13 protein-coding genes are annotated in these 11,597 nt (G+C 37.8%); 2 read left to right on the top strand and 11 right to left on the bottom strand.

Annotated elements, in window-relative coordinates; all coding sequences use genetic code 11:
* Positions 1–2: 2 nt before the first annotated feature.
* The 11 genes from HDE70_RS14290 to HDE70_RS14240 all read right to left on the bottom strand — a co-directional run bounded on the left by HDE70_RS14290 (position 3) and on the right by HDE70_RS14240 (position 8,990).
* Positions 3–413, bottom strand: a complete 411-nt coding sequence (locus HDE70_RS14290; protein WP_183869486.1) for a cytochrome c maturation protein CcmE — start codon at positions 411–413, stop codon at positions 3–5.
* A gap of 287 nt (positions 414–700) precedes the next feature.
* Entirely contained in the window at positions 701–1,360 is a 660-nt protein-coding gene (gene msrA / locus HDE70_RS14285) for a peptide-methionine (S)-S-oxide reductase MsrA (RefSeq protein WP_183891043.1), read from the bottom strand.
* A 143-nt stretch (positions 1,361–1,503) separates the two neighbouring features.
* Positions 1,504–2,925, bottom strand: a complete 1,422-nt coding sequence (locus tag HDE70_RS14280) for a Glu/Leu/Phe/Val family dehydrogenase (RefSeq protein ID WP_068395140.1) — start codon at positions 2,923–2,925, stop codon at positions 1,504–1,506.
* A 164-nt stretch (positions 2,926–3,089) separates the two neighbouring features.
* Positions 3,090–3,296, bottom strand: a complete 207-nt coding sequence (locus tag HDE70_RS14275; protein WP_183869488.1) for a CcmD family protein — start codon at positions 3,294–3,296, stop codon at positions 3,090–3,092.
* Positions 3,297–3,307: 11 nt separating this feature from the next.
* Positions 3,308–3,967 (bottom strand): cytochrome c biogenesis protein CcsA, encoded by a 660-nt coding sequence (gene ccsA / locus HDE70_RS14270; protein ID WP_183869489.1) that lies wholly within the window; start codon positions 3,965–3,967, stop codon positions 3,308–3,310.
* A 116-nt stretch (positions 3,968–4,083) separates the two neighbouring features.
* Complete coding sequence (locus HDE70_RS14265; protein WP_183869490.1) at positions 4,084–4,743, bottom strand: heme exporter protein CcmB; 660 nt, start codon at positions 4,741–4,743, stop codon at positions 4,084–4,086.
* A 113-nt stretch (positions 4,744–4,856) separates the two neighbouring features.
* Positions 4,857–5,279 (bottom strand): hypothetical protein, encoded by a 423-nt coding sequence (locus HDE70_RS14260; RefSeq protein ID WP_183869491.1) that lies wholly within the window; start codon positions 5,277–5,279, stop codon positions 4,857–4,859.
* Positions 5,280–5,439: 160 nt separating this feature from the next.
* Complete coding sequence (locus HDE70_RS14255) at positions 5,440–5,868, bottom strand: hypothetical protein (RefSeq protein ID WP_183891042.1); 429 nt, start codon at positions 5,866–5,868, stop codon at positions 5,440–5,442.
* A gap of 220 nt (positions 5,869–6,088) precedes the next feature.
* Positions 6,089–6,424: a gliding motility protein GldC gene (gldC, locus tag HDE70_RS14250; RefSeq protein WP_068395129.1), complete on the bottom strand. Its 336-nt coding sequence runs from the start codon at positions 6,422–6,424 to the stop codon at positions 6,089–6,091.
* A gap of 324 nt (positions 6,425–6,748) precedes the next feature.
* On the bottom strand, positions 6,749–8,086 hold the full coding sequence (locus HDE70_RS14245; RefSeq protein WP_183869493.1) for a DEAD/DEAH box helicase: 1,338 nt from the start codon (positions 8,084–8,086) through the stop codon (positions 6,749–6,751).
* Positions 8,087–8,315: 229 nt separating this feature from the next.
* Positions 8,316–8,990: a GIY-YIG nuclease family protein gene (locus HDE70_RS14240; RefSeq protein WP_183869494.1), complete on the bottom strand. Its 675-nt coding sequence runs from the start codon at positions 8,988–8,990 to the stop codon at positions 8,316–8,318.
* 145 nt (positions 8,991–9,135) lie between these two features.
* On the opposite strand from HDE70_RS14240, the gene HDE70_RS14235 reads away from it, so the two are divergent.
* Together HDE70_RS14235 and HDE70_RS14230 are read left to right on the top strand one after the other, a co-directional pair.
* On the top strand, positions 9,136–10,470 hold the full coding sequence (locus tag HDE70_RS14235; RefSeq protein ID WP_183891041.1) for a dihydroorotase: 1,335 nt from the start codon (positions 9,136–9,138) through the stop codon (positions 10,468–10,470).
* The gene (locus HDE70_RS14230; protein ID WP_183891040.1) at positions 10,471–11,571 is read left to right on the top strand and encodes a DUF3810 domain-containing protein; all 1,101 of its coding nucleotides are present in this window, start codon (positions 10,471–10,473) and stop codon (positions 11,569–11,571) included. It begins immediately after the preceding gene.
* Positions 11,572–11,597: the final 26 nt, after the last annotated feature.

Raw genomic sequence — 11,597 nt, 5'->3', positions numbered from 1 at the left:
AATTATTTGTATCGTTTAACCTGTCCGTCCTGCTTTATCTCTACTAGGTCGTTATTATATTTAGAGGGGCATTTCATTAAAATTTTTGAGGCGTAGAAAGTTCCTTTATTCATCTTACCGATCAATACAAGTTTTTCAGAACGTTCAAAGTCTTGTGGTTTAGTCCCACTATAAATAACTTTCTCAATATCACCTTTTTCATCTTTCATATAGAAAGAGAAATGGTTGGCATCTTTTAAGGCATCATAATAAGTTCCCTTTTCTTTTGCCCAATGGCCCATTACGTGAAACTCTCTGGAGTCTTTAGCAGCTTCTGTAAAGGTCGAATAGTTACTGGTATCCGCATTTAAGCTGACCAGGAAACACACACAGATAGCAATTGTAATTAAGCCAATAATTGCACTTTTTTTCATGAGAATATATCGTTTTTTGTCAAAATTGATGTTTGCAGCTATACGTTATATATTTGCTGCCTTTTCATGGTTAAAACATAAACTGGCTCCGCCAATTTAAACAGGACATAGCTTGATTACACGAGCCTCCTCCCCTAACCCATTAAAAGAGTACACAAAGATAAAAAATATAAGTACCTAATGTCCGTTACACGGCGGCTAATACTTTAGATGACAAAATATTGATAGTCGGCTGACAAATAAACGACATTATGCCAGAGAAAGTAATTGCAGTGGCAACCTTATATTCACTTAAGATACTCGTTTTTAATCAATTGCGGCAGTTCTTTTCTCACATGCATCACTTTTGGTTTAGAGACACTTCTGATATAAGGATCCCACAAATTACGCTCATAATAATCCTGATGTGAACTTTCTGCGGGATAAAAGATCTGAAATGGTTCCAGTTCTGTAACAAAACTATCGGGATAGTATTTAGCAGTCTGCATCTCTGCTATAACTTTAGCAATTGTCTTCCTTTCTTCCGGACTGCGATAAAAAGCAATCGAACGGTAATCATTTCCTACATCAGGTCCCTGTCTGTTTAATTCGGTAGGATCATGTGCAAGGAAAAAAGCATGCAGGAGTTGTGCGTAAGAAATAACTTCAGGATTATAATAAACCTGAACAGATTCCGCGTGACCAGTATTTTTACTCAAAACATCCTCGTAGGTAGGATTTACAGTAGTGCCACCGGCATAACCACTGATGACTGTATTTACACCTTTCAACTGAACCATACTTTCCTGCATTGCCCAGAAACACCCTCCTGCAAAAGTGGCCACGTCTTCATTTGATTTACGCATGGGTAAAACGGCGAACCCGTTATTACTTGCTATCTGCTGCTTCCTGTCTGAACAGGAAACAAACAATAAACTGATCATTAATAGATATATGCCTGTTCTCATTGCTGGATGATTATAAGAATCATTCCTCCACACCAATATACGAAAAGCCGGTTATGCAGATTTCAATCAGAATGTCATATAAACCGTAAACAAAAAATCCGCAGCGTTTTACACGTTGCGGATCCAATATATTTAACTAAAGCTTATGGCCAGATACCTAAGTTCATATAAGAAACAGCGATTTTGTCAATTGAACCAACAAAAGCAGCAGTTCTTAATGTCTGGATACCAGGTTTAGTAACTAAAGTCTCTCTGATTTCATGGTAAGAATGAATCATTGTATCTTCTAATCCTGAATTTACTAATTCTAATTCAGAAGCACCTTTAACAATCATTAAGCGATGTTCAGCAGGGATACTCTGACCTGTTAAGCTCTCCAGTGTATTGATCAGGTTAGCATTTGAGTTTTCTGCATAACGTTTTTCCATACGGCCAAAAGCTACGTGAGAAAGGTTTTTCAACCACTCAAAGTAAGAAACTGTTACACCACCTGCGTTACAGTACATATCAGGAATGATAATACCACCCATTTCAGTGAAGATTTCTTCAGCTTCAGGAGTACATGGTCCGTTTGCACCTTCAGCGATAATTTTCGCTTTGATGTTTCTGATATTTTCTGCTGTGATTTGATTTTCTAATGCCGCAGGAACAAGGATATCACATGGCTGCTCTAATCCTTCCATAGAATTTTTAAATTCTTTGGCTCCAGGGAAACCTAAGATTGAACCTGTTAATTTACGGTGTGCGAACACTTCATCAACATTCAGTCCGTTCTCATTGTAAATAGCACCTTCAAACTCACAAAGGCCAACAATAGTAGCACCAAATTCAGTAAGGAATTTTGCAGAGTGGTACCCTACGTTTCCTAATCCCTGAACGATAACTCTTTTGTCATCCAAACCAGCTTTAAGACCGATCTTGTGCATATCTTCTGTTACTCTTACACATTCTCTTACTGCATAAGCAACACCACGGCCAGTAGCTTCTTTACGTCCGCGGATACCGTGTAAAGCAATTGGCTTACCGGTAACACAACCTAACGCATCCAGCTGACCTGGGTTCATTGTCATATATGTATCAGCAATCCAGCTCATTTCACGTTCTCCGGATCCATAATCAGGAGCAGGAACGTCAATACCAGGACCGATGAAATTCTTTTTAATTAATTCTGTAGTATAGCGACGGGTGATATTTTCCAATTCACCTGTTGTATAGTTTTTTGGCGTAATTTTAATTCCACCTTTTGCACCACCAAAAGGAACATTCACGATTGCACACTTATACGTCATTAGTGCCGCCAATGCCATTACCTCATCTTCATTAACCATTTCACTGTAACGAATCCCTCCTTTGGTAGGACTCATGTGGTGAGAGTGTTCAACACGCCATGCATCAATTACTTCGAATCCATTTCCTCTGCGGATTGGAAACTGGAAACGATAAACACTGTTACAAGCTTTAATTTGGGAAAGTAAACCCTCTGGGTGACCGGTGAATTGTGCTGCGTTATCAAAGTTTTTACAGACATCTGTAAAAAAATTTGTCTCGTTTGCTGTAGTAGCCATTATTTGATTTTTATGAATTTGAATTATGTTCTTATTCTTATAGCTGCAAAATTGCACTAAAAAAAACGATTAATACAAATTAATAATTGCTTAGTGTAAGTGAAACACCTCTTTAAAAACTACTCAAAAACCTGTGTTAAAGGCCTTAAAAATAATTTTTCACCTTAAGATTTTTTTTCTAGTTTTTTTAATCTGCGATCAATTGAGAACAGGAAAAAGAGCAGTCCCAGTAAAATAACTGCCACGCACACAACAACCACGTAGATTTTTTCCGATCCGGCAAGTGTATCAGTGATCGCAGAACTCTGATCCTGTGCAAAAAGTTGCAGTGTAACCATTAACATCAGAACTGTAGTAATAAGTTTTTTCATCAGATTATATTTTATACTGTTTTGTTTTTCTCTATAGCAGATACCCTGAAAAGTAAGGTATATATCCAGTAGCCAATTAATATCCAGCCTAAACACGCAGGGTAGAAAACCATTCTCATATGGCTGTCAAGGTCATAAGCATTAAACCCGGGATTACCTCCGTTGCCCGGATGCAGTGAATCTGATAATCTCGGTAATACAAAAAGTAAAACCACCATCATCGGGAAGGCAAAAATATTATAGATTGCAGCAATCTTAGCTCTTTTCTGATCTTCATCAATTGCATTTCTCAATACCAGGTAAGCAAAATACAATAAGAGTGCAATCGCAGCAAAGTTCTGTTTCACATCAAAACTCCAGGCTTGTCCCCAGGTAAATTTCGCCCAGATAGCACCGGTAATAATTCCAAGGATACCAAACAATACTCCAGCATTTACACTTTGTACTGCTTTCATATCATGTTCTTCATTGTTATTGCTCAGATATTTTATACTGTGATATACAGAAACACTAAAAAGAACGATCATACTAAACCACATCGGAACATGGAAGTACAGGTTTCTGATTGTTTGATGCAATATAGGTAAAGCAGGAACTGACGCCAGGAAGCCAGCTATTGTAGAATAAACTACCAATACTGCTCCCAAAATTTTCCACCAGGATTTATACATTTATTTCAGATTTAAGTTCGCTTGTTAAACCAATCGCAATCAGTTTAATTTTGCGAGTTCAAAGGTAACAAAGCTTTATATATTTTAGTTAATTTTTTAAATGCGCTATAAGCTGCCTAGTCCCGCCACAAGTACGGAAACAACATCAGTGAAAACACAGCTACCAGTACATTGATAATCAAAAGGATTCCTATTTCATCCAGACTTACGCTCCTGTCCAGCCCGTCAATTGCATTTTTACTCAGCTTAATCAGCACAGTAATAACCGGTATAATTACAGGGAAACTTAAAATTGCCATCAGCATTCCCCCATTACCAGCTTTCGAAGCTATTGCTGAAATCATAGTAAAGATGGTCGAAAAACTCAGGCTTCCCAAAACAGTAGCGACCAGATAAAGTCCCATATCCTCAGGTACATAGTCAAATACCAGGGTATAAAAACCCAGAGCAATCAATGTGAGCAACAACATCAAAAAGATATTGTAAATCGTTTTGGATATAATCAATGCCAGCGGACTTGCGATCGTATAGATATACAATTGCCTTCCCTTGCTTTCCTGAAGAAAACTTTTGGAAACTGCATTAATAGAAGCGAATAACATGATGATCCAGAATAAAGCATTCCAGGTTACACCTCTTAAAGAGACGAAAGAAAGAAAACAGACAAATACGGTAGATACTACATAAAGTACGACCCCATTCAACGCATACTTTGAGCGCCACTCCAGCAACAACTCTTTCCCAATTAAATACTTAACTTCTTTTATTAACTGCATTCCGGCACAAATATAATTTTATGGATTGTTTTTTTACCGAAGCAGAGTCATTTCACCCTCAAATATTGATTATATTGTACTTCTATGATAAAAAAGCAGTTATAGAACTGCAATTAAACTTCTGAAAGCGGAACTTCTGGTATCTGCTGGATAACAATAGCTTTCTTTCTAACGGTAATCAAAGGTAATACCCCAGCTAAAATCACGAACCAGCCCCACTTATATTTCACCATACCCGAAGCCAGATTGATTAATTTCCTGAAATGTATAAAACTGAAATAATCATGTGACTTGAACCATACAGCTGATAGTGTCAGTATAACCATTACAATAGCTGCCCATCCACAGGCTCTTAATAACCCTGCTTTATTCAGGAAAGCTCCCAAAAAAGCCAGTACAACAATCACATAAAAAATAGTTCCCAAAGACTGATCTATCCCGAAATAGTTCCAGTTTCCAATAATAGGCACATGTACCAAAGGGCACATTCCTCCTACAGCAAGTAATAAGGCACCAATTACACCTTGAATCTTCATAAAAAAAGCGTATTTTAAATAAACAGCTACAAAAGTATCATCTATTTACTGAATTAACCTAAGATCTTACATAAATACTCTTCCTAAACAGAATATTCAACTCAAAATAAACAAAAGCCCCGGCAGGAGCTTTTGTTTATTTGTAAAAGGCAAAAACCTTCTATCTTGATTTTATTGTTTTTAGATTTTTGTCAATATCCACATACCTTGTCACCCCATCAATTTTAACGATTTCGTCTATTACAAAGTCCAGTTTCTTGTGCACATCTTCAAAGTTAAACTGTATCAGATCAAATTTGCCATCCACTTTATCAAGCCTGGCTTCGACCACATAAAGTCTCGCTTCAACCCTATCAAGCCTCACTTCAATCCGATCTAATCTTTCTTCAACCCTGTCAAGTCTCGCTTCAATCCGATCAAGTCTCAATTCAACCCTATCAAGCCTTGCCTCAATATGATCAAGTCTTGCCTCAATCCTATCCAGTCTTTCTTCAACCCCGGTAATTCTGATACTTAGACCTTCTATACTACCAACTAATACCTGAATAACTTTCTCCAGGTTAGCTAACTGTTCTTTCAATTGTTCCATATCTTTAAATCTTCAGCAATAAAATTACCAAACTTAATTTAAAAATAAACAATTTAACTTTAGAAACATATATATATACATTATCCTGTTCACTACCCCTCCGATTCCAATACAATTGTGGATACGATAAAAAAAGAGAAAGGCCATGTTTCCTGACATTGGCCACTTTTTCTGATGGGCGCCGACAGTAAACATGGCCTTTCTCTTTTTTTATAAATTCTTACTTCCCTGGATCAATCCCCATTTTATCCGCAAAATGCGCACAATAATCTCTTAAATCTTCGATAATCAAAGTTTCACCAGTTGCTTTTAGAAAACTATCACCCATAGTCTGCAAAGTCTCATAAAAGAACCTTTTCATCTCATCTACAGGCATATCCTTAGTCCAAAGATCTATACGCATTGAATTCTTATAATTATGGTCCCACAGCGCCAGCATCATAGATTTCACAGGAACTTTTTCCTGCGTTTCTGCGTCCGTAGATTCCCACATTAAATTCTCCGGGACATTATTATCATCAAGCTCAACCGTTATTTTAATTTCTGCTGTTTTCATTACAATGTAATTGTTGTTTTTCGTTATCTATTAATTCAAATCTCTGCTAGTATCACCCTAAACTAACCCTTAGAATAACCATCAATACCACAGTGAAGATGATCAGAGCACACTCCACTATCCATAATTTGCCCAGCAAAGGTATAAACTTCCGGAAAATCAGATCTGAAATGAAAGCAATAATTGCAGTTAAAACACAAAGACCTATTAACAATCCATTCACCCCCTTTTGTATAGGAAGCTGCTTATCCGGGCTAAAGAAAAGCAATAAAGCAAATACAATGCAGCCCGAACTAACAATATTTAAAGGAGTTAATTTCAAGACTAGGTTTTTTTGAATTTTCTTTTCTTCCAGGCCGGGGTTTTATCCATCTTCTTCTTAGCAGAAGCCGCAGCGGCAGCAGCAATTGCAGCAGCATGTTTCTTCTCATGGAAAGCCCCTTTAAAATCAGGGTCATCTTTCCTCTTCTGATTATCGATTTCCCTGGCAATATACTGACGCTCTTCATACGGAGTCTCCTCTACAAAAACCTCTTTAGGAAGCTCCAGAACCGGAATGGTCTGACGCATCAGTTTCTCAATCTTTTTAACATAATACATTTCTGCTTCTGTACAGAATGTAAGTGCATCCCCTTTTGCATAAGCCCTTCCAGTACGGCCAATACGGTGAACATAATCCTCAATAATAATTGGAACATCAAAGTTGATCACATGACTAACCTCAGCTACATCAATTCCACGGGAAGCAACATCCGTAGCTACCAGCACACGAATATTTCCCTCTTTAAAACTATTGATTGAATTAATCCTCGTATTCTGTCCTTTATTCGCATGGATCACCCTTACCTCAGCAGCACCATACCTGCGTTCAATAAAACTGAAAATGTTATCAGCCACAGTTTTAGTCTTACAAAAGATAATCAGACGTTTGAAGTCTATCTCATTCTTTAGTAAATGCTGTAAAAGATTAATTTTGGTCTTGAAATTCGGAACCTCATATAACCCCTGCGTAACTGTTTGCGCCGGAGTAGCCTGCTGACCAACCTCAATAATCGTTGGATTTTTAAGGAAATCACCAGCAATCTTATGAACAAGATCGCTCATGGTAGCCGAGAAAAGTAAATTCTGTCTTTTACGCGGTACAACTTCCAGAATCCTGTGAATAGAGCCAATAAACCCCATATCCATCATTTTATCCGCCTCATCCAATACCAGGAATTTCAGGTATTGTGTATTAATATGTCCGGCAAGATAAATATCAAGAAAACGGCCAGGAGTAGCAATAATAATATCTACACCAGCTTTTACTTGTTCTATCTGCGTTTTCGGCCCGATTCCTCCGAAAATAACTACTGAACGTAAATCTGTATATTTTGAAAATATTTTAACATGCTCAGCAATCTGCATTGCTAATTCACGTGTTGGCGCCAGAATTAAAGCACGTGCAGCATCTCCCTGAGCGTATTTAAGCTGCATTAATATAGGCAGCACATAAGCTGCCGTTTTTCCTGTTCCCGTCTCAGCAATCCCAAAAATATCTTGTCCCGATAAAACCGGTGCGATTGCTTTTTCTTGTATTGGAGTAGCAACCGTAAACCCTGCATCAGCGACAGCATTTAAAATCTGTCTGTTAAGGTTGAACTCTTCGAATGTTTTTGGCATTTTGCAAATATAATATAATTAATAGGAAGCTAATTAAGTGCTTCTTTAAATGTTATTTTTATGAATAAAGGGGGAAAGAGAAATTGACACTAATTTCTCACGGAACAGATAAGTTTTTTTAATGCCTTTCCTCTTTAAAAGAAACGCATTAAAAAAACTCAGCCAGCAGTACTTGTCTATCTTAAAAACACGCAGACAAGTACATCAAAAACTATAAATTGAGAACAGCTTATGCTTCAACAGCAGCAGCCTGTACTCTTGCCTTTAAATTTTTAAATTGGTAGTCAGGAATTAAATCTCTTTTTTCATGTACCTGGGTAAATTCGAAAGATTCTTCAGTTTCCAAAGCTGTGATAGCATCTTTAGCTTTATTGTAAGAACATCTGAACAATTCACCCGAATCAGTTGCTTTTCCGCTTTTCTCTACCAGGTAATTCACCTTGTTTTCACTTAGTTTTTGCTGAATTTTACGTTCACTTCTTCCTTGTGTAGTCGTTCTTGCATCAAATAAAAGTACCCAGTCATCAAAACCTGCATATCTGGTTTTAGGCATGTTTAAGCTTTTGATCCTGTCAATGATATTACTTGTAGAACCTACCTTAATCAAAGTTCCTTTTCTTGAACCAGCAATGTAAATGAAACCAGCTTCGTGTTCTCTTAATAAAATTGCAATTTTACCTGTCTCACATTGTGGACAATGACCTCCGATAGTTTTGAAATTATGATTATCATCTTTAGTACAACCTACAGTGTTGTATGCGAAGACTGTGTTTGTCTCAGACATACGCTGCTTTAGCTCTTCTGTCATCCCCTCTCCTTGTGCGTCAAACAGCAAATCCGCCGGGATTTTGTGTTTTTTTATAAAGCTTTCCTGTGTCTTGGTTAATACGTGTTTAATAGTCATTTCCAAAATTAGTCATATTAATTGGTTTTAAATCAGTTAAGACCATAACTAGTATAAAAATAATCGTATATTTAACACTGCCTTTAAGTTTAGCAATCGTAATCATGCCTAAAAATATTGCTTCAAAATCCTTAGATTTGGCAATATGAACACCATCCTTATAAAAGCCGCAACCTTAGTTAACGAAGGGAAAATTTATGTTGCGGATGTATTTATCAAAGACGGATTAATTGAAGAAATCAGTCCGGTAATAAACAGATCCGCCGATCAGGAAATCAATGCAGAAGGTTTACACTTGTTACCCGGTATGATTGACGATCAGGTCCATTTCAGAGAACCGGGTTTAACCCACAAAGCAGATATCTTTACCGAGAGCATGGCGGCAGTTGCCGGAGGGATTACCTCCTTCATGGAAATGCCAAATACAGTTCCGAATACACTTACACAAAGCCTGTTAGCGGACAAATATCAAATTGCCTCAGAGATGTCACTGGCTAATTATTCCTTTTTCATGGGGGCTTCCAACGATAACATTGAAGAAGTCCTGAAAACTGATCCGGCACAAGTATGTGGTATTAAAGTATTTATGGGTTCATCTACCGGAAATATGCTGGTTGATAATGAACAGGTCCTGGATAATATTTTCAGAGAAGCCCCGATACTGGTTGCCACACATTGTGAAGATGAGCTGACTATCAGAACTAACATGGCTGCCTTCAAAGAAAAATACGGAGAAAACATTACTATAGACATGCATCCGCTGATCCGTAACGATGAAGCTTGTTACATTTCTTCGTCGCTTGCCGTTTCACTTGCTAAAAAACACAATACCAGATTACATATTCTACACATCTCAACGGCAAAAGAAATCGCGTTATTCGATGCAATTACCCCTTTAAAGGATAAAAGAATTACTGCCGAAGCCTGCGTTCACCACCTCTGGTTCAGCGATCAGGATTATGCGACAAAAGGAAACCTGATTAAATGGAACCCGGCTGTTAAAACCGCAGCAGACCGTGATGCTATTCTGAAAGGTGTATTAGATGGCCATATCGATGTAATCGCTACTGATCACGCTCCGCATACCATTGAAGAAAAAGCACAAACTTATCTGAAAGCCCCCGCGGGCGGCCCACTTGTACAACATGCACTTTCTGCACTGCTGGAAATGTATCACCAGGGAAAAATAACACTCGAAAAAATAGCAGAGAAAACAGCACACAATGTAGCCACCTGCTTTCAAATTGACAAAAGAGGCTTTATCAGAGAAGGTTACTGGGCAGATTTAGTATTAGTTGCACTTAATGACCCTGTTAAAGTAACTAAAGCCAATATTCTATATAAATGCGGCTGGTCTCCTTTTGAAGGACAAACTTTCAAAGCTGATATTACCCATACCTTTATCTCTGGAAATCTGGCTTATCAAAAAGGAAAGTTTATGACCAATGAAACTGGAAAACGATTAACTTTTAACAGATAAATGAATTCCGCGATCAAGTCAAAAGTACACCGACTGGTTATATTAAGCTGTATTGCTTTACTGATTTTCCTTCTGGGACTTAACAGTAAACTCACGGAAACAATTTATTCCAGCGGTCTTTATCCACTGACTTCGGTCGCTCAACGCTTCATCAGCTCACCGTTTCCTTTTGCGGTGGGCGATTTTCTGTATCTGATTTTAATTCTTTACTGCCTGTGGTCGATCTTTAAAGCGATTAGAAAAATAAAAACCAGAATACCGGGACAGCAATTGCGATTTTTCTTCCCATTACAACTGGCTAACTTTACGCTGATCTTATATATAGTATTTAAACTGCTTTGGGGCCTGAACTATTCCAGACCCTCTATTTCCAGCCAATTAGGGCTCAGTAACCAAAAATATACCACAAAAGACCTTGTCCAGTTAGGTGATTTTCTGATTAACCGGGTCAATACTACTAAACAAAAAATACAACAGACTGGTGTCCAGAAGGAATTCAATATTAAAGAACTGGAAAGCGGCTCTAAATCTGCTTATGATAAATTAGCGAAAACCAATTCACTTTTTACTTACCGCGTGCCGGCCGTTAAAGCTGTAATCCTGGAGCAGACCATCACCAAATCGGGTATAGAAGGCTATTATGCTCCTCCATCTGGTGAAGCGAATGTCAACATGCTTATTCCTGCAATAGATTTACCTTTTATCACTTGTCACGAAATCTCACACGAACTGGGCGTAGCACGTGAAGATGAAGCCAATCTGGTAGGTTACCTTGTCAGCACCAGTAGTTCCGATCTTAATTTCCAATATTCTGGTTACTATAACATCCTTCGGAACGTACTCTTCGAGATCAGGATTAAATCACCCGAAGATTATGACCTGCTCTTTAAAAAAATTAATGAAGCTACACTGACCGATTTTAAGAACGAACAGGAATTCTGGAGAAAATACAACTCCGAAATGTCAGGATACTTCGGTGTAGCTTTTGATAAATTCCTTAAAATCAATAACCAGAAAAAAGGAACTGACAGTTACCAGGACATCGTTTTATGGGTCTTTAACCTGCATAAAAAGGAATTGCATAAAACATTACAACCCTAATACATTTAAAATCTTAAATTTGCCGT

Origin of the sequence: Pedobacter cryoconitis, assembly GCF_014200595.1 — a bacterium.
GTDB lineage: Bacteria > Bacteroidota > Bacteroidia > Sphingobacteriales > Sphingobacteriaceae > Pedobacter > Pedobacter cryoconitis_C.
This window is presented reverse-complemented; position numbering and strand designations above follow the sequence as displayed.

What these genes read in the sequence shown, in the direction of transcription:
- HDE70_RS14290 (WP_183869486.1), bottom strand. Translation starts at nt 413, where the DNA reads ATGAAAAAAAGTGCAATTATTGGCTTAATTACAATTGCTATCTGTGTG.
- msrA (WP_183891043.1), bottom strand. Translation starts at nt 1,360, where the DNA reads ATGAGAACAGGCATATATCTATTAATGATCAGTTTATTGTTTGTTTCC.
- HDE70_RS14280 (WP_068395140.1), bottom strand. Translation starts at nt 2,925, where the DNA reads ATGGCTACTACAGCAAACGAGACAAATTTTTTTACAGATGTCTGTAAA.
- HDE70_RS14275 (WP_183869488.1), bottom strand. Translation starts at nt 3,296, where the DNA reads ATGAAAAAACTTATTACTACAGTTCTGATGTTAATGGTTACACTGCAA.
- ccsA (WP_183869489.1), bottom strand. Translation starts at nt 3,967, where the DNA reads ATGTATAAATCCTGGTGGAAAATTTTGGGAGCAGTATTGGTAGTTTAT.
- HDE70_RS14265 (WP_183869490.1), bottom strand. Translation starts at nt 4,743, where the DNA reads ATGCAGTTAATAAAAGAAGTTAAGTATTTAATTGGGAAAGAGTTGTTG.
- HDE70_RS14260 (WP_183869491.1), bottom strand. Translation starts at nt 5,279, where the DNA reads ATGAAGATTCAAGGTGTAATTGGTGCCTTATTACTTGCTGTAGGAGGA.
- HDE70_RS14255 (WP_183891042.1), bottom strand. Translation starts at nt 5,868, where the DNA reads ATGGAACAATTGAAAGAACAGTTAGCTAACCTGGAGAAAGTTATTCAG.
- gldC (WP_068395129.1), bottom strand. Translation starts at nt 6,424, where the DNA reads ATGAAAACAGCAGAAATTAAAATAACGGTTGAGCTTGATGATAATAAT.
- HDE70_RS14245 (WP_183869493.1), bottom strand. Translation starts at nt 8,086, where the DNA reads ATGCCAAAAACATTCGAAGAGTTCAACCTTAACAGACAGATTTTAAAT.
- HDE70_RS14240 (WP_183869494.1), bottom strand. Translation starts at nt 8,990, where the DNA reads ATGACTATTAAACACGTATTAACCAAGACACAGGAAAGCTTTATAAAA.
- HDE70_RS14235 (WP_183891041.1), top strand. Translation starts at nt 9,136, where the DNA reads ATGAACACCATCCTTATAAAAGCCGCAACCTTAGTTAACGAAGGGAAA.
- HDE70_RS14230 (WP_183891040.1), top strand. Translation starts at nt 10,471, where the DNA reads ATGAATTCCGCGATCAAGTCAAAAGTACACCGACTGGTTATATTAAGC.